The organism is Limnohabitans sp. (assembly GCF_034680285.1).
GTDB lineage: Bacteria > Pseudomonadota > Gammaproteobacteria > Burkholderiales > Burkholderiaceae_C > Limnohabitans_A.
Genome location: NZ_JAXITC010000008.1, coordinates 1 through 17,883, shown reverse-complemented (window position 1 = coordinate 17,883; position 17,883 = coordinate 1). Strand labels below are relative to the sequence as shown.

At 59.5% G+C, this 17,883-nt stretch carries 16 protein-coding genes; 12 read left to right on the top strand and 4 right to left on the bottom strand.

Translation table 11 applies throughout. From position 1 onward, the window contains the following. The 9 genes from murD to lpxC all read left to right on the top strand — a co-directional run bounded on the left by murD (position 1) and on the right by lpxC (position 10,855). Positions 1-1,695: a UDP-N-acetylmuramoyl-L-alanine--D-glutamate ligase gene (murD, locus tag SWE17_RS08120; protein WP_322992597.1), complete on the top strand. Its 1,695-nt coding sequence runs from the start codon at positions 1-3 to the stop codon at positions 1,693-1,695. Positions 1,696-1,742: 47 nt separating this feature from the next. Beyond that, on the top strand, positions 1,743-2,993 hold the full coding sequence (gene ftsW, locus SWE17_RS08115) for a putative lipid II flippase FtsW (protein WP_322992718.1): 1,251 nt from the start codon (positions 1,743-1,745) through the stop codon (positions 2,991-2,993). After that, positions 2,990-4,054: an undecaprenyldiphospho-muramoylpentapeptide beta-N-acetylglucosaminyltransferase gene (gene murG / locus SWE17_RS08110; RefSeq protein ID WP_322992596.1), complete on the top strand. Its 1,065-nt coding sequence runs from the start codon at positions 2,990-2,992 to the stop codon at positions 4,052-4,054. Before ftsW ends, murG begins: the two co-directional genes overlap by 4 nt. Next, positions 4,051-5,460, top strand: coding sequence for a UDP-N-acetylmuramate--L-alanine ligase (gene murC, locus SWE17_RS08105; protein WP_322992595.1), 1,410 nt, complete (start codon positions 4,051-4,053; stop codon positions 5,458-5,460). Before murG ends, murC begins: the two co-directional genes overlap by 4 nt. Further along, the gene (locus SWE17_RS08100) at positions 5,457-6,422 is read left to right on the top strand and encodes a D-alanine--D-alanine ligase (protein ID WP_322992594.1); all 966 of its coding nucleotides are present in this window, start codon (positions 5,457-5,459) and stop codon (positions 6,420-6,422) included. The genes murC and SWE17_RS08100 overlap by 4 nt, the downstream gene beginning before the upstream one ends. A gap of 8 nt (positions 6,423-6,430) precedes the next feature. Continuing rightward, positions 6,431-7,207, top strand: coding sequence for a cell division protein FtsQ/DivIB (locus SWE17_RS08095; RefSeq protein WP_322992593.1), 777 nt, complete (start codon positions 6,431-6,433; stop codon positions 7,205-7,207). Positions 7,208-7,247: 40 nt separating this feature from the next. After that, on the top strand, positions 7,248-8,477 hold the full coding sequence (ftsA, locus tag SWE17_RS08090; protein ID WP_322992592.1) for a cell division protein FtsA: 1,230 nt from the start codon (positions 7,248-7,250) through the stop codon (positions 8,475-8,477). A 143-nt stretch (positions 8,478-8,620) separates the two neighbouring features. Continuing rightward, positions 8,621-9,829: a cell division protein FtsZ gene (gene ftsZ, locus SWE17_RS08085; RefSeq protein ID WP_322992591.1), complete on the top strand. Its 1,209-nt coding sequence runs from the start codon at positions 8,621-8,623 to the stop codon at positions 9,827-9,829. 102 nt (positions 9,830-9,931) lie between these two features. After that, entirely contained in the window at positions 9,932-10,855 is a 924-nt protein-coding gene (gene lpxC / locus SWE17_RS08080) for a UDP-3-O-acyl-N-acetylglucosamine deacetylase (protein WP_322992590.1), read from the top strand. 34 nt (positions 10,856-10,889) lie between these two features. Here lpxC and SWE17_RS08075 read toward each other — a convergent pair whose 3' ends face one another. Then, the gene (locus tag SWE17_RS08075) at positions 10,890-11,777 is read right to left on the bottom strand and encodes a DMT family transporter (protein WP_322992589.1); all 888 of its coding nucleotides are present in this window, start codon (positions 11,775-11,777) and stop codon (positions 10,890-10,892) included. A 34-nt stretch (positions 11,778-11,811) separates the two neighbouring features. Here SWE17_RS08075 and pyrF point away from each other — a divergent pair, with 34 nt between their 5' ends. Together pyrF and SWE17_RS08065 are read left to right on the top strand one after the other, a co-directional pair. Further along, positions 11,812-12,654, top strand: coding sequence for an orotidine-5'-phosphate decarboxylase (pyrF, locus tag SWE17_RS08070; protein WP_322992588.1), 843 nt, complete (start codon positions 11,812-11,814; stop codon positions 12,652-12,654). A gap of 7 nt (positions 12,655-12,661) precedes the next feature. After that, complete coding sequence (locus SWE17_RS08065; protein WP_322992587.1) at positions 12,662-14,020, top strand: MFS transporter; 1,359 nt, start codon at positions 12,662-12,664, stop codon at positions 14,018-14,020. 78 nt (positions 14,021-14,098) lie between these two features. Here SWE17_RS08065 and SWE17_RS08060 read toward each other — a convergent pair whose 3' ends face one another. Further along, a complete protein-coding gene (locus SWE17_RS08060; RefSeq protein ID WP_322992586.1) occupies positions 14,099-14,914 on the bottom strand; it encodes an SDR family oxidoreductase in 816 nt (271 codons plus the stop codon). Positions 14,915-15,087: 173 nt separating this feature from the next. On the opposite strand from SWE17_RS08060, the gene SWE17_RS08055 reads away from it, so the two are divergent. Beyond that, positions 15,088-15,705: a glutathione S-transferase family protein gene (locus SWE17_RS08055; protein WP_322992585.1), complete on the top strand. Its 618-nt coding sequence runs from the start codon at positions 15,088-15,090 to the stop codon at positions 15,703-15,705. Positions 15,706-15,774: 69 nt separating this feature from the next. Here the strand turns inward: SWE17_RS08055 and SWE17_RS08050 are convergent, their stop codons facing one another. Together SWE17_RS08050 and SWE17_RS08045 are read right to left on the bottom strand one after the other, a co-directional pair. After that, complete coding sequence (locus SWE17_RS08050) at positions 15,775-17,394, bottom strand: long-chain-fatty-acid--CoA ligase (protein ID WP_322992584.1); 1,620 nt, start codon at positions 17,392-17,394, stop codon at positions 15,775-15,777. A 40-nt stretch (positions 17,395-17,434) separates the two neighbouring features. Continuing rightward, a partial coding sequence (locus SWE17_RS08045) for a serine hydrolase domain-containing protein (protein WP_322992583.1) occupies positions 17,435-17,883 on the bottom strand: 449 nt, incomplete at its 5' end.

Genomic DNA, 17,883 nt, shown 5'->3' with positions numbered 1-17,883 from the left:
ATGCAGCTCCAAGGTCAACACGTTCTGATTCTCGGCTTGGGTGCTTCGGGCCTCGCGATGGCCCGTTGGTGCGCGCAAGCCGGTGCCGACGTGACTGTGGCGGACACGCGTGAAACACCGCCCCAGTTGACTGCTTTGCAGACCGAGTGGCCTGCCGTGCGTTTTGTGTCGGGGGCATTCGTGGCCAGTCTGGTCGAGGGCACATCGGTCCGCGCCTTGTTCCGCAGTCCAGGTCTCGCACCCGACGTTGTCGCCCCCGTCGTCGATGCCGCCCAAGCCATGGGCTTGTGGCAAGGCGGCGAATTGAGTTTGTTCGCCGCAGGTTTGCAGGATTTGAAAACCCGTTTTGGCTACGCGCCGCAGGTTTTGGCGATTACCGGCACCAATGGCAAGACCACGGTGACGTCCCTGACTGGCCAGTTGGTGGCGCATGCGGGAAAAACCGTGAAAGTGGCAGGCAACATTGGCCCCACCTTGCTCGACACATTGGCCCAAGCCCTGCTGGAAGCGCAAGCCCACGTAGAGCTGCAGGCGCAACAAGATGAGACCCCAGAAGCGGCAGAAGTGCCACATGCATCGGTGAATCTCATGGATGCCGCAGAAGAAACCGAGCCAGGTCTGGACGATGAAGAAGCCATTTCGACGGTGCTGGCTCCCGTGCTTCCGGTGGTCGTAGACCCTATGGCAAAAGCCTTGCCACAGGTTTGGGTGCTGGAATTGTCAAGTTTTCAATTGGACAGCAGCGAAGGCTTCGAGCCTTCAGCCGCTACGGTACTCAACCTGTCCCAAGACCACTTGGATTGGCACGGCAACATGGCCGCTTATGGCCAGGCCAAAGCACGTATTTTTGGTACACAAGCCTTGATGGTGTTGAACCGAGATGACGCACAAGTCATGGCGATGCGGCCTGCACCCATCAAGGTGAAACTGCAAAAGCCCATGGAACGTGCCTGTTTGACTTTTGGTGGCGACATGCCTCAGCATCCAGGCGACTTCGGCATCGAAGTGACCAACGGCATGACTTGGCTGGTGCGTGCGCTGGAAGCCGATGAAACACGCCGTCGCCGCAAAGATGAAGTGCAAGAGTTGCACTTTCAGCGTCTCATCCCTGCTGATGCCTTGCGCATTCGCGGGCGACACAATGCCATCAATGCGCTGGCTGCTTTGGCATTGGCCAGCAGCGCAGGATGCGCCTTGGGCCCCATGCTCTATGGCTTGCGTGAATACCGAGGTGAGCCGCATCGCGTGGAGCCCGTGGCCATCATCAACGAGGTTGAATTTTTTGACGACAGCAAGGGCACCAACGTGGGCGCGACAGTTGCAGCCTTGCAAGGCTTGGGCGCAGAACGGCGTGTGGTGGTTATTTTGGGTGGCGACGGCAAAGGGCAAGATTTCTCGCCCTTGGCAGACCCCGTGTCGCGCTACACCCGTGCTGTGGTCTTGATCGGTCGTGATGCTCCCCTGATTCGCGAAGTGTTGCAGGACACCAACGTCAAGCTGCATGACGCTACCGATATGACCGATGCTGTTGTGCAAGCTGCCCAGTTAGCGCAAAGCGGCGACGCGGTGTTGATGTCGCCCGCTTGCGCCAGTTTTGACATGTTTGAAAACTATGGCCATCGGGCTGAGGTGTTTTGCCAAGCGGTGGCCCATTTGGCCGAAGCTGCAGGCGTGGTCATGGAGGGTGGGCTGTGAGTGATGCACTGACTTTTTCGCAGCGCCTTCAAGCCGGCATCTCTCGCATGGGCCAATTGTTATCAGGCCAAGGCTGGCAACCCACAGCGGCTGGATCGGCCAGTTTGCCGGTCAATTTGGGGGGCTATGACGCCAGCCGACAAGGCGTGGGTTCCGGTGCACGCTTGCAAAGCATCGATCAAGCGCTGGTCTGGGTCGTTGTGGCTTTGATGATGTGGGGCATGGTCATGGTCTATTCGGCCTCCATTGCCATGCCAGACAACCCGCGTTTTGCCCGTTACTCACAAACACATTTTTTGACCCGGCATGTGATCTCGATGGTGGTGGGTGGCGTCATGGCCCTTCTCGCTTTCCAAGTTCCCACAGAAACTTGGGAAAAGGTGGCCAGGCCATTGTTTGTGGTGTCGCTGATTTTGTTGGCCATGGTGCTGCTGCCGTTCATTGGCAAAGGCGTCAATGGGGCGCGACGCTGGATTTCATTTGGCATCATGAACTTCCAGCCCTCTGAGTTGGCCAAATTCGCCACCATCATTTATGCGGCCGATTACATGGTGCGCAAGATGGAGGTCAAAGAACGTTTCTTCCGTGCGGTCCTACCCATGGGGGCTGCTGTGGCACTCGCGGGTGTGTTTTTGTTGGCCGAACCCGATATGGGCGCATTCATGGTGATCGCGATCATCGCCATGGGTATTTTGTTTTTGGGTGGCGTGAACGCCCGCATGTTCTTCCTGATTTTTGCCGTCTTGGTCGGGGCTTTTGTGGCCATGATTGCGGCCTCTCCATGGCGCCGTGACCGCATCTTTGCCTATCTGGACCCTTTCAGCGCCGAGCATGCTTTGGGCAAGGGTTACCAGTTGTCGCATTCCTTGATCGCCATTGGTCGTGGCGAGGTCTGGGGCGTAGGTTTGGGCGGCAGTGTTGAAAAGTTGCACTGGTTGCCTGAGGCACACACCGACTTTTTGTTGGCCGTGATTGGCGAAGAGTTTGGTTTGGTCGGTGTGACCTTGGTGATCTGCCTATTTTTGTGGCTGAGCCGTCGCATCATGGTGATCGGTCGGCAAGCCATCGCATTGGACAAAGTGTTCTCCGGATTGGTTGCCCAGGGCGTGGGGATTTGGATTGGTTTTCAAGCGTTCATCAACATGGGTGTGAATCTGGGCGCATTGCCCACCAAGGGTCTGACGCTGCCATTGATGAGTTATGGCGGTTCAGCCATCATGATGAACCTGATTGCCATCGCGGTGGTGCTGCGCATCGATGCCGAAAACAAACAGATGATGCGCGGAGGTCGTTCATGAGCGCCAAATGCGCACTGGTCATGGCCGGCGGAACAGGTGGGCACATTTTCCCGGGCTTGGCTGTGGCCGAAGCCCTTCGCGAAGCCGGTTGGCGCGTCCACTGGTTGGGTGCACCGAACAGCATGGAGAGCCAGTTGGTGCCGCCGCGTGGCTTCGCCTTTGAGCCCGTGAGCTTTGGTGGTGTGCGAGGCAAGAGCGTGAAAACGCTGGTCGTCTTGCCCTTGATGCTGCTGCGTGCCTTCTGGCAAAGCTGGCAAGTGGTCCGCCGTGTCCAGCCCGACGTGGTGCTGGGCTTGGGCGGTTACATCACTTTCCCTGGCGGCATGATGGCGACACTGAGCGGCAAACCTGTGGTTTTGCACGAGCAAAATTCTGTGGCGGGTATGGCCAACAAAGTGCTGGCCCAAGTGGCAGACCGGGTGTTCACAGCGTTCCCAGGTGTATTCAAACAAGGGCATTGGGTGGGTAATCCGCTGCGTCGTGCTTTCACCGAGCAAGCTGCACCAGCCGATCGGTTCGCTGGACGCACAGGTCCCTTGCGCGTTTTGGTGGTGGGCGGCAGTCTCGGTGCCAAGGCTTTGAATGACACCGTGCCCCAGGCCTTGGCCTTGATGCCTGTGGCGGTCCGTCCCGTGGTGGTTCACCAAAGTGGCGCCAAACAAATCGACGCATTGCGTGCGAACTACCAAGCAGCTGGTGTGGAGGCCGAGTTGACGCCTTTCATTGACGACACGGCTTCGGCATTTGCGCAAGCTGATTTGGTCATTTGCCGCGCGGGCGCCAGCACTGTGACCGAGTTGGCAGCAGTCGGCGTGGCAGCCGTCTATGTACCTTTCCCCTTCGCAGTGGATGACCACCAAACCACCAATGCACAGTTTCTGGTGGCGCAGGGTGGTGGTTGGCTCATGCCACAAGCGGAATTGTCCGCCCAAGCGCTGGCTGACTTTTTGGCAGGCATGACACGCCCGCGCTTGCTGGCTGCTGCCGAAAAAGCCCATGTTCAGAAAAAAACAAATGCGACTCGGGAGGTCGTGATGGCTTGTGAGGAGTTGGCTGCATGAAACACGCCATCCGGAAAATTCACTTCATTGGTGTCGGTGGCTCCGGCATGAGCGGTATCGCCGAGGTCTTGCTCAATTTGGGATATCGAATTTCGGGCTCAGACTTGTCCGACAGCGCCACGCTTCGCCGCTTGGCGGCTCTGGGTATCGCTACCCACGTGGGGCACTCGGCTGCGAATGTGAAAGACGCCGATGCCGTGGTCACTTCGACCGCTGTCAAAGCCGACAATCCAGAGGTGCTGGCCGCTCGTGAGCGCCATATCCCGATCGTGCCCCGTGCCGTGATGCTGGCAGAGTTGATGCGCATGAAACAAGGCGTGGCCATTGCCGGCACGCATGGCAAGACCACCACGACCAGTTTGGTGGCCAGTGTGCTTGCCGAGGCCGGGTTGGACCCGACCTTTGTGATCGGTGGTCGCTTGAACAGCGCCGGGGCCAATGCCAAGTTGGGCACGGGCGACTACATCGTGGTGGAGGCTGACGAGTCCGATGCGTCGTTCTTGAACTTGTTGCCCGTGATGGCTGTCGTGACCAACATCGACGCTGACCACATGGAAACCTACGGCCATGACTTGGGCAAACTCAAGGGTGCATTTGTTGAATTTTTGCACCGCATGCCCTTTTACGGGACAGCCATTCTCTGCTCTGACGATCCGGGCGTGCAATCCATTCTGAATGACATTGCACGGCCAGTGACCACTTATGGATTGAACGAAGGTGCACAAGTGCGCGCCGTCGATGTGCAAGCCGCACAAGGTCAGATGCGTTTCACAGTGCAACGCCGCAATGGTGTGACCTTGCCTGATTTGCCTTTGGTGCTGAATTTGCCTGGGCTCCACAACGTGCTCAACGCCTTGGCCGCCGTGGCTGTGGCTGTGGAGTTGGGTGTGGAAGACGCTGCGGTGCAGCGGGCATTGGCCAACTTCAAAGGGGTGGGGCGCCGTTTTCAGCGTTACGGCGAAGTGACTGTGCCGGGCGGTTCGGGTCACTTCACGGTGATTGACGATTATGGCCATCACCCCGTGGAGATGGCGGCCACCTTGGCGGCTGCCCGTGGTGCATTTCCAGGGCGTCGTTTGGTATTGGCTTTCCAGCCGCACCGCTTCAGCCGAACCCGCGATTGCTTCGAAGACTTTGTGAAAGTGATTGGCCAAGGCTGCGACAGCGTCTTGTTGGCCGAAGTTTATGCCGCAGGCGAGGCGCCGATTGTGGCCGCCGATGGTCGCTCTCTGGCACGTGCATTGCGCGTGGCGGGCAAGGTCGAGCCCATTTTTGTCGATGCAATTGCCGACATGCCTCAAGCCGTGCTGAGCAATGCACGCGATGGCGATGTGCTCATTTGCATGGGTGCGGGTTCCATTGGGGCGGTGCCTGGCCAAGTGGTCGAGTTGGGGGGGGCTGCATGAACACTGTGAATTTGGGCAAAGTTGCCGTTCTCCTGGGCGGGCAATCGGCCGAACGCGAAGTGTCATTGATGTCTGGCCAAGGTGTTTTGCAGGCTCTGCGCGCATCGGGCGTGGATGCGCATGCCTTTGACCCCGCAGAGCGTGACTTGGGCGAGCTCAAGCGCGAGGGCTTTACCCGCTGCTTCATTGCGTTGCATGGTCGTTATGGCGAAGATGGCACCGTGCAAGGGGCCTTGGAGTTGATGGGTTTGCCCTACACGGGCTCGGGGGTGATGGCTTCCAGCATCGCCATGGACAAAACCATGACCAAGCGGGTCTGGCTGGCCGAGGGTCTGCCCACGCCGCGTTATGTGCTGGTGCGCCGTGAGGAGTTGAATAAGGTCTCCTTGAGCGATTTGGTTTCGAGTCTGGGTTTGCCCATGATCGTCAAACCTGCCCGTGAAGGTTCATCGATTGGCGTGACCAAAGTCACGCAGGTCCAAGATCTGTTTGCCGCTTTGAATGCTGCCGCGCAATGCGATGCCGACATCCTGTGCGAACAATGCATCGTGGGTGATGAAGTGACTTGCCCAGTATTGGGGGAAGGCGCTTCGGCCCGCGCATTGCCTGTGATCAGGATCGTGGCGCCCGAAGGCAATTACGACTACCAAAACAAGTACTTCACTGACGACACCCAGTATTTGGTGCCCTGCGGTTTGCCTGCGGCCGAAGAAGCTGCCATTGAGGCACTGATCGTCAAGGCCTACCAAGTGTTGGGTTGCCGTGGTTGGGGGCGCATTGACGTGATGATCGATGCCACCACCCGTCAGCCCTATTTGTTGGAAATCAACACCTCGCCGGGTATGACTGGTCACTCATTGGTGCCCATGTCGGCCAAGGCCGCAGGCATGAGCTATGAAGCCTTGTGCTGTCATTTGCTGGCTTCGGCTTCACTGGACCATGTGCAGGAGGCTAAAGGGTGAAAGCCACCATGCCATTGCCACTGGACGTTCGCCTCATGAACATGGCCGCTGCCTCGTTGTTGGCCGTGTTTGTGTTGCTGTTGCTGGGCGGTGGCGCTTGGTGGTTGTTGCGTCATCCTCTTTTTGCGATCCAGGCGATCACAGTGCAAGGTGAAGTCACGCGCAACAACGCCATCACCCTTCGGGCCAACGTGGTGCCGCAATTGCAGGGCAACTTTTTCACGATGGATTTGAATCGCACCAAAGAAGCATTTGAAGCCGTGCCTTGGGTTCGGGGTGCTGTGGTGCACCGTGATTTCCCCAACCGTTTGCGCACGGTGTTGGTGGAGCATGAGCCCATGGCCTTGTGGGGCGATGAGAGTGCCAACAAGATGGTGAACCAGCAAAGCCGCGTGTTCGAGGCCAATGTGGAGGACGTCGACATTGACAAGCTTCCACGCTTGAAGGGCCCCGATGCCCAGTCAGCGGCGGTGGTGCAGATGTACCGCCATCTCTTGCCGATCTTTGAGACGATGGACATGGGCATCGATCAGTTGGAGTTGACGCCACGAGGCAGTTGGCGTGTCTTGACCGATCGTGGCGCATTGCTGGAGTTGGGCCGAGGAACAGAAGCAGAGATGACAGCCCAGTTGCAGGTGTTTTTCAAGACGTTGTCGCAAGTGACGGCCCGTTATGGCCGCACGCCTACCGCTTTGGCAGGTGCAGATTTGCGTCACAAAGACGGCTATGCCCTGCGTTTGCGGGGTGTGACCACGCTCGACACAGATGGCAAGAAAAAGCTCTGAGTGATCAGAGCAAAAGAATGAAACAGAAACGGTGATTCAAATGGCAAAAGAGTACAAAGATCTGGTGGTGGGCTTGGACATTGGCACCTCCAAAGTGATGGCGGTGGTGGCCGAGGTGATGCCCGATGGTGAGCTCAAGATCGCCGGTCTGGGCATCGCTCCTGGCAACGGCCTCAAGCGTGGGGTGGTGGTCAATATCGATGCCACAGTGCAAAGCATCCAGCAGGCTTTGAAAGAAGCCGAGTTGATGGCCGATTGCAAAATCACCCGCGTCAACGTGGGCATCACGGGCAGCCACATCCGTGGCATCAACTCCAGCGGCATGGTGGCCATCAAGGACAAGGAAGTCACCCAAGCCGATCTGGCCCGGGTGATGGAGACGGCCCGTGCCATCAACATCTCCAGCGATCAGCGTTTGCTACTGGTCGCACCACAAGAGTTTGTGATTGATGGGCAAGAGGTGAAGGAGCCCATCGGCATGAGTGGCATGCGGCTGGAGGCCAAAGTACACATCGTGACCGGCGCGCAAAGCGCGGCAGAGAACATCATCAAATGTGTGCGCCGCTGCGGCCTTGAAGTTGACCAGTTGTTGCTCAACCCCCAATCGTCCAGCCTGGCGGTGTTGTCTGAAGACGAGCGAGAGCTGGGCGTGGTCTGTGTGGACATTGGTGCAGGCACCACGGATGTGGCCATTTTCGCCAATGGGTCCATCCGGCACACAGCGGTCATTCCGATCGCAGGCGATTTGATCACCAGCGACATTGCCATGGCTTTGCGCACGCCGACCAAGGACGCCGAAGACATCAAGGTTGAAAGCGGCTTCGCCAAGCAACTGCTGGCAGATCCCGATGCGCAGGTGGAGGTCCCGGGTCTGGGCGATCGTGGGCCCCGCATGCTGAGCCGCCAAGCGCTGGCCGGCGTGATTGAGCCGCGCATCGAAGAAATCTTTTCACTCGTCCACCAGGTCATCCGTGAGTCGGGCTATGAAGAGGTGTTGTCATCGGGCATTGTCCTCACCGGCGGCAGCGCGGTGATGCCCGGCATGATTGAATTGGGCGAAGACATCTTCCTCAAGCCCGTTCGAAGGGGCTTGCCCAAATACGCAGGTGGACTGGCCGACATGGTGAGTCAGCCGCGTGCAGCCACCGTCATGGGCTTGCTCGAAGAAGCCCGACTGGCCCGTTTGCGTGGCTACAAGGTCACCCAGAAGAAAAGTTCGGTGAACAACGCTTTTGGGCGCTTCAAGGACTTCATCGTGGGGACCTTCTGATGCAATGGAACCCTGCTTTTGCAATCCGCGGCAGTCCGATCTGGTCCAGGCCTTGTCGATGTTGACCGGCCCCGACCCGCACATTCATTTTTAAAAAAACACGTTTACAAATTCAGGCAACTGCAGATATTTAGGAGAGCACCATGACCATTGAAATGATCCAAACCGAAGAGTTCAACCAAGGCACCCAGATCAAGGTGATCGGCGTGGGCGGCGGCGGCGGCAACGCTGTCGAGCACATGATCGAGCGCGAAGTGCAAGGTGTTGAATTCATTTGCGCCAACACCGATGCGCAAGCCCTGGCACGCAGTGCTGCGCACCGTTTTGTCCAATTGGGTCAGACCGGTCTGGGCGCTGGCAGCAAGCCAGACAAAGGCCGCGAAGCCGCTGAGGCCGCCGAGGACGATATCCGTGCAGCCATCGAAGGCGCGCACATGTTGTTCATCACGGCAGGCATGGGGGGCGGCACGGGCACGGGCGCAGCGCCGGTGATCGCCAAAATTGCGAAAGAAATGGGCATCCTGACGGTGGGTGTGGTGACCAAGCCTTTCGACTTCGAGGGCAAGCGCCGCATGTCGAATGCCGATGAGGGCATGCGAGAGCTGGAAGCCAATGTGGATTCCCTGATTGTGGTTTTGAACGAAAAACTGCTGGAATTGCCTGGTGGCGAAGACATGACGCAAGACGAGGCCTTCTCGCATGCCAACGATGTGTTGAAAAACGCTGTGGGCGGTATTGCCGAGATCATCAATGTGCCGGGCCATGTGAACGTCGACTTTGAAGACGTGCGTACCGTGATGGGCGAGCCCGGCAAAGCCATGATGGGCACTGCCGCCGCCAGCGGACCCGACCGTGCGCGCATTGCGGCCGAACAGGCCGTGGCCTGCCCATTGCTCGAGGGCGTTGACCTCAAGGGCGCACGCGGTGTGTTGGTGCTGATCAGCGCAGCCAAGGGTTCCTTGAAGCTGTCTGAATCCAAGCAAGCGATGAACACCATCCGTGATTGCGCTTCCGAAGAAGCCCACGTCATCTACGGCACGGCTTACGATGAAAGCCTGGGTGACCAGATTCGCGTCACCGTGGTGGCCACAGGCCTGGCCAAAGCCGGCGCTGCACGTCCTGAGCTCAAGGTCTTGCGCACGGGCACGGACAACATGCCCTTCATGATGGGTGGCCAGGACGCGGTTTCAGCGCCCCTGAACACGGCCGCCAGTCTGAGCGCCAGCGGCATGAACACGCCAGCCATCTGGCGCAGCAACCGCACCCACGCCGCTGCTCGCGTGGATGGCATGGCCAATGCGGGCATGGACGACATCGAAATCCCAGCCTTCTTGCGCAAACAGGCCGACTGAGCGCATGGTTGGGGTCGGTTGACCTGACGAAGCACCCGATGGGCATTGGCCTGTCGGGTTCTGCGTCAGGTCCAGTCTTGGCTGGGCCATTAAAATCAAGGCATGCTTGCTCAACGCACCCTCAAAACCTTGACCCACGCCGTTGGCGTGGGTTTGCACAGCGGCCAGCGGGTAGAGCTGACCTTGCGCCCAGCTGCGCCCGATACCGGCATTGTCTTTCGCCGGGTGGATCTGCCTGAGCCGGTGGATATTCCTGTACGCGCCGAATCGGTCACCGATACCCGATTGGCCTCCACCATTTCCAAGGGCCAAGCCAAGGTCTTCACCGTGGAGCACCTGATGTCGGCCTGCGCCGGGTTGGGCATCGACAACCTGTATGTGGACATCACGGCCGAGGAAGTGCCCATTCTGGATGGCTCCGCAGCGTCTTTTGTTTTCTTGCTGCAAAGCGCCGGCATCGTCGAGCAAAACGCCCCCAAGCGCTTTTTGCGCGTGCTCAAACCGGTTCAGGTCAGTGAAGGCGAGGGCAGCAACATCAAGTGGGCCCGGCTGGAGCCTTATCACGGCTACAAACTCAGCTTTGAGATCGATTTCCGTCACCCCGCGGTGGACTCCACCGGACAGCAGGTGGTGTTTGACATGTCCGAAGGCGTTTATGCACGCGATATTGCCCGTGCACGCACCTTCGGTTTCACCAAAGATGTGGAAATGATGCGTGCCAATGGCCTGGCCTTGGGCGGTGGTCTGGACAATGCGATTGTCATGGACGATTACAAAGTGCTGAACGCCGATGGGCTGCGTTATGACGACGAGTTCGTCAAGCACAAGATCCTCGACGCCATGGGTGACTTGTACATCGCCGGCAAGCCCTTGCTGGCGGCCTATACGGCTTTCCGCTCGGGCCATGCCTTGAACAACTTGCTGCTTCGCGAACTTTTCTCCCAACCTGATGCCTATGAGGTGGTGAGTTTTGACCGAGCCAACGAGGCCCCCAAGGGCATGGCGGCCCTGCAACCTGCCTGGTGAGACCAGGCCAGGTGGGCTGGAGGCTCACCCCTGTTTAGGGTGAGCGTGTTTTTTGGGGCCAAAGCACACAGGCAATGGAAGCCACCATCAAGCCCACAGCGGCCCAATCCTGCCAGTGCAAAATTTCGTTCAGCCACACCGCGCCGCTGAACACGCCCAGCACGGGGATGAGCATCACACTCAAGGTCGAGGCGACAGGCGGCAAACTGCGAGCCAGATAAAACCACGCTGCGTGTGCAAAGCCAAACACCAGCACCGCGTTGAAGACAATCGCAAACCAGTTGGAAGGTGTGGGTGCCACCCATTGATCGGCTTCAAACACCAAGGCCAGCACTGTCATCACCCCGGTGGTCATCAAAGTCATCCAGAAAGAAATCGCCAAAGTGGGCACCGGTATCTGTGTTCTGCGAAGCATCTGGGTACCCAGCGCCCAGGTGCTGGCTGCACCCAATGCCAACAACACACCCGTTGGGCGTCCACTCAAATTGGACAGCTCATGCCACAGCAAGAGCACCACACCCACACTGGCTGCCGCGACACCTGCCCATGAACGTTTGGCCAATTGGTCACCAAAAAACCAAGCGCCCAACAAGGCCGAAAACATGGGCATGGTGTAGCCCAGAATGGCAGCGCGTCCGCTGGACAGCGATTGCACCGCGATGATGATCAAGGCGTGCCAGATGAACATGTTGAACACCGCCAGCACCAGCAGCTCGCGCCAATGTGCACGGGGAATCCGGAACGGTACTTTCATGGCCACCAGTGCCAGACCTAAAACAGGGGTGCCCAGCCACAGACACAGTGTCCGAAAGGTCAGCGGCGGAAAGCCGGTGACACCGATTTTGAGGATGGGCCAGTTGATTCCCCAGACGATGGTGAGCAAGACCAGGATGGTCCATTGGCGCGAAGAAAGCTTTTGCATGGGGTGCATCTTAGTCGGCCCTTAAAATCCCGCCATGACCTTCCTTGACATGCTGCGCGCCGCCGAGCGCCAAAACGGCTCTATGCTTTGCGTGGGCCTGGACCCCGAACCCACCAAGTTCCCTGCCGCCTACAAGGGCGATGCCAACAAGATCTACGACTTTTGCGCCCGCATCGTCGACGCCACGGCCGACTTGGTCAGCAGCTTCAAACCCCAAATCGCTTACTTTGCCGCGCACCGCGCCGAAGGCCAGCTCGAACGCCTGATGGAGCATATGCGCCGCGTGGCACCTCAGGTGCCGATCATCCTGGACGCCAAGCGCGGCGACATCGGCAGCACGGCCGAGCAATACGCCAAAGAAGCCTTTGAGCGCTACGGCGCTGACGCCGTCACCCTCTCGCCCTTCATGGGTTGGGACTCTGTGGCGCCGTACCTCCAGTACGAAGGCAAAGGCGCATTCCTGCTGTGCCGCACCTCCAACCCTGGTGGTGATGATTTGCAAAACCAGCGCCTGGCCTCGGTCGAGGGCCAGCCACGCCTGTACGAACATGTGGCCCGCCTGGCCCAAGGCCCCTGGAATCTGAACGGCCAACTGGGCCTGGTGGTGGGTGCCACGTATCCCGCCGAAATCGAGCGCGTGCGCGAACTGGCCCCCACCGTGCCCCTGCTGATTCCCGGCGTGGGCGCGCAAGGTGGTGATGCGGTCGCCACCGTCAAAGCCGGTTGGCGGGCGAATGCCGATGGCAGCAGCGCTGGCTCCATCATCGTCAACTCCTCGCGGGCCGTGCTGTATGCATCGAGCGGTGACGACTTCGAACAAGCCGCCCGCCAGGTCGCCATGCAGACGCGGGACACGCTCGAAGCGGCCAAGGCCTGATGCCCTGATGAGCGCTGCCACCCAGCCAGCGCCAAACGGCATGCCCTGGATGGCCTTGCTGTCCCTGCTGATGGCGGTTTTCCTCGGATCGCTCGATCAGTCGATTGCCAACATGGCCTTGCCCGCCATCGGTGCGGCTTTGCAAAGCACGCCTGCCGAGTCGGTTTGGGTGGTTCATGCCTACCAGCTGGCGGTGGTGGCGGTGCTGCTGCCCTTGGCCGCTTTGGGTGACCGTTGGGGCGCACGCAAGGTGTTTTTGCTGGGCATGGTGCTCTTCAATCTGGCGGCACTGGCCAGTGCCTGCGCCACGCAGCTGGAGTGGCTGGCCTTTTTCCGCGCCATTCAGGGCGTGGGTGCGGCGGGGGTGATGAGCGTCAACCTGGCCTTGATCCAAGGCATCTTCCCTCCGGAAAAGCTGGGGCGCGGCGCGGGCATCAACGCCCTGATCGTGGGCCTGGGCTACAGCCTGGGGCCGACGGTGGCTTCGCTCTTGCTGGCGGTTTTGCCTTGGCCCTGGTTGTTTGGCTTGCAGGCTCCGCTGGGCATGCTGGGGTTCTTTTTGGCGTGGCGTTACTTGCCCCGCAACGAACCTGCCAAGACCGACGCCCCCTATGACCATGTGTTGGCGCTGCTGTCGGCCGTCTGTTTTGCGTCGCTGGTGTTCACGCTCAGTGCCGTGGCTCAGCAAAAAGGCTTGGCTGTGGTGCTGACCGCATTGGGTCTCATGTTGGGCAGCGGCGGTTGGTTGCTGCTGCGCCAGCGAGGTCATGCAGCCCCTGTGCTGCCCGTGGACCTGATGCGTCGGCCCTTGTTCAGCCTGTCGGTCTTCACTTCGTTGAGCGCCTTCACCACACAAGGACTGGCGTTCGTGGCATTGCCTTTCTTTTTTCAACAGCAGCTCGATCGGCCCCCTGTAGAAACCGGTGTTCTCATGTCTGTCTGGGCACTGGTGGTGGCCTTGATGGCACCCGTGGCGGGGACCTTGTCCGACCGATATCCGCCCGCCATTTTGGGGGGCGTGGGCCTGGGCATTCTGAGCCTGGGCATGTTCGGTTTGGGGGTGTCTGGGGTGGAGGTTCCATTTGGCGCCATGGCCTTGTGCATGGCACTGTGCGGTGTGGGTTTTGGGCTGTTTCAGTCGCCGAATCTGCGCGCCATCATGGCCAGTGCGCCAGCCCACCGCGCCAGCGGAGCCAGTGGCATGGTCGCGTTGGCGCGCTTGACTGGACAAGCCACCGGCGCGGCCTTGGTGGCCTTGAGCTTCAACCTGTTCGGACCGCTGGGTGCGGGCCATGCGGTGATGCTGGGCGCGCTCACGGCAGGCCTGGGCGCTTTGCTGAGCATGGCCAGATTGCGCGCTCGCTGACGCTGGGTCTCAGCAAAGCATCAGCGCGAGTGTTCAGTCATGACGAAAAGCCGGAAATGGCGTGGCTTGAACACCCAATTAGTTTGAATCGACTTTTTGTCGTGATGGGCTTTTGCGACTTTTTCGCAAAGTGGGCAAACCAACACCAGAGGCATCAAAACCACCGTCTACAGCGATGGTTTGGCCATTGATATAGCTGGCCTCACTGCTGCAAAGAAAGGCTACTGCGTTGGCTATTTCTGCTGTGCTGCCATAGCGGTTCATGGGAATGGTGTCGTGATAGTCCTTGATGATCGCCTTGCTGTGAACCAGCTTGGCCATTTCAGTGGCCACGGGGCCTGGTGCAACGCAGTTCACGCGAATCCCAACATCTCCCAATTCTGCAGCCTGCTGTTTCGTGAGATGGATGATGGCGGCTTTGCTGGTGCCATAGGCCACCCTGAGTGTGCTGGCTCTGAGGCCCGATATTGAGGCAATGTTGACCACACTGCCACCCCCGTTTTTGAGCATGACCTTTGCACAGGCCTGGGTGCACCAAAAGGCACCATCCAAATTGGTGTCCATGATGTGACGCCAATCTTCCCAAGTCACTTCCAATATCGGTTTGAAAATGGCGACGCCTGCATTGTTGACGAGTGAATCGATGCGGCCGAACTTTTTCTCGATTCGAGCGATAGAGCGCGATACTTGGATGGGGTTGGACACATCACAGTGGATCGCCAAGAAATCTGGGCTGTTGAAATTGGCTTCGGTTTTGGCCAGCGTTTCCTTGTCTACATCCAGAGCTGCGACACGGAAACTGCGCTTCAAGAATGTGTTGCAAATCTCCAAACCAATACCGCGGGCACCTCCAGTGACCACCACCACGGGACCTGAATTGCTGATTTTTTTCATGGCTGAATAAAGTTTGCGAAAGATTGTGCGAGCGTCGTCTCCTGATATTTGATCAGACACTGGTCACAGGCATCTCAGTACTATCCATGAGCCAACAGGTCAGATTTGAAAACAGATACCAACAGCAAGAAGCGTCTACGATAGAAGGCATCCCGCCAACAAATGGACAAGCCATGAAGCTCTACACCGCCCACCGTGCCCCCAGCCCTCGCCGGGTGCTGATGTTCCTGGTCGAGAAAAACATCACCGGCATCGAGATGGTCAACATGGACCTGAATGGCGGCGAGCACCGCACGCCCGAATACCTGGCCAAAAGCCCACTGGCCAAAGTGCCTGCGCTGGAGCTGGATGACGGCCGCGTGATCACCGAGACGCGGGCAATCTGCACTTTGCTGGAGGGCCGCTACCCGGAGCCCAACCTGATGGGTGAGGGCGACGAGCGCGGCTTCATCGAGATGGCCGACCGTCAGGTGGAGCTGTATCTGCTGGGCGGCATTGCCAACGCGATTCGCCACAGCCACCCGGGATTGGCGGCTTTGGAGAAGCCCCAGTTCCCAGAGTTTGGCCGTTCGCAGGCCGAGAAGGTGCGCGAGGTGGCGCGGGGTTTTGACCAGCGGCTGCAAAACCAGCCCTGGATCGCGGGTGAGCGCTTCACGATTGCCGACATCACTGCGTTTTGCGCGCTGGAGTTTGCGCGGGGCTTGATGAAGTTCGTGCCCGGCGACGAGGGCATGCTGGCCCTGCAAGCCTGGCGCGACCGCATGAACGAGCGGCCGAGCGCCAAGGTTTGAGGGATGGATGCCGGATCAAGTCCGGCATGACAAGTGAGGAGGCTGGCGCTGCTGCCGGTAGGCAGAGGTTCAGCTGAACACGCCGCCGTAGTCTTTGCGCAGTTCGTTTTTCTGAACCTTGCCAGTGCCGCCCACGGGCAGGGATTCGAGGAAGACCACATCGTCGGGTACCCACCACTTGGCGACCTTGGTGGCCAAAAAGTCCAGGATCTCTTGCTTCTCAACCGTTTGCCCCGGCTTGCGCACGATGAACAGCAGCGGGCGTTCGTCCCACTTCGGGTGCTTGACGCCAATCACGGCGGCCATGGCCACAGCAGGGTGCCCGATGGCGGCGTTTTCCAGGTCTATCGAGCTGATCCACTCGCCACCGGTCTTGATGACGTCCTTGGTGCGGTCACGGATCTGCATGGTGCCCTGCGCGTCGATGGTGGCGATGTCGCCCGTGGGGAACCAGCCGTCCACCAATGCGGTCTTCTCGGCCTTGAAGTAACGCTCCACGATCCACTGGCCGCGCACCATCAGCTCGCCTTGGGATGTGCCGTCGCGGGGCAGGGTGGTGCCGTTTTCATCGACGATTTTGATTTCGATGCCCGATACCGCGCGGCCCTGTTTGGCCACGATGGCGTGTTGATCGGCTGCAGGTTTTTGGCGGTCGGTGCGCGTCAGCAAACTCATGGTGGCCACGGCAGTGGTCTCGGTCATGCCCCAGCCGTGGCGCACCTCCACGCCATAGACGTCAACGAACTTGGCGATCAGGGCCATGGGCATGGCCGAGCCGCCTACGCAGGTGCGCTTCATGTGGGCAAAGCGCAAGTTGTTTTGCTCCACATGCTGGATCAGGCCCATCCAGATGGTGGGCACGCCCGCGCTGATGGTGACCTGCTCGGCGTCCATCAGCTCGTACAAGCTGGGGCCGTCGAGTTTGGGGCCGGGCAACACCAGTTTGGTGCCCGCAATCAGTGCGGCGTAGGGGATGCACCAGGCGTTGATGTGGAACATGGGCACTACAGGCAAGATGGTTTCTTGTGCAGACAGGCCCAGCACATCGGGCATGCAGCCGGTGGTGGCGTTCATGACGATGGCGCGGTGTGAATACAGCACGCCCTTGGGGTTGCCGGTGGTGCCCGAGGTGTAGCACAGCGCGGCTCCCGTGCTTTCATCGAGTTCGGGCCAGTCGAAGGTGCCTGGGTGACCCGCGATCAGGTCTTCGTAGTTCAGCACGCTCACACCGTCAATGGCGGGTGTGTTGGCCGCATCGGCCAGGCACACCCAGGCGCGGACTTTGGGGCAATGCGCGGCAATGCCTTTGACCAGTGGCGCAAAGGTGGCATCGAACAGCACCACTTCGTCTTCGGCGTGGTTGATCACATAAATGAGCTGCTGCGGGTGCAGGCGCGGGTTGCAGGTGTGCATGACCATGCCGCTGCCAGACACCGCGTAATACGCTTCCAAGTGGCGGTGGTTGTTCCAGGCGATCGAGCCGATGGCGCTGCCCGCTTTGAGGCCCATCTGCGCCAAGGCGTTGGCCAGTTGACGGGAGCGGCGGGCCACTTGGGCATAGGTGCTGCGGTGCAGCGGGCCATGCGTCTCGCGTGAGACGACTTCCTGCTCGCCAAACTGCGCAGCGCCGTGTTCAAGAATGCCCGAAATGAGCATGGGGCGGTTCATCATGAGGCCGGGTTGTGGCATGTTTGTCTCCTGAAGATCAATGGTTTTTTGCAGGTCAAATTCACAGCAGCGCCGCGTACACCAGGTCGCGGAACAGGGGGCGATAGTAATCCCTTTGGTTGGGGGCCTGGATCATGAGCATGGCCACCATGTCGAGCGCCGGGTCCACAAAAAAGGTGGTGCCCGCGATACCGCCCCAGTAGTACAGGCCCACCGAGCCGGGCACTGGCGACATGCCCAAATGGGTGCGTACCGCAAACCCGAGGCCAAAGCCGTGGCCTGGGGGCAGCAGCGTGCCATCGGCCGGGATGTTTCCTAAGTGGTCGGCGGTCATGTAGTCCACCGTGTGCGGGCCCAGCAGGCGCACGCCGTTCAGCTCGCCCCGGTTGCGCAGGCATTGCAAAAAGCGGGCGTAGTCCATGGCGGTGGACATCAGACCGCCGCCACCGCCTTCCATGGCGGGCACTTGGCGAGGCTCCAGCACTTTCATGGGCACACCGCCATCGGGGT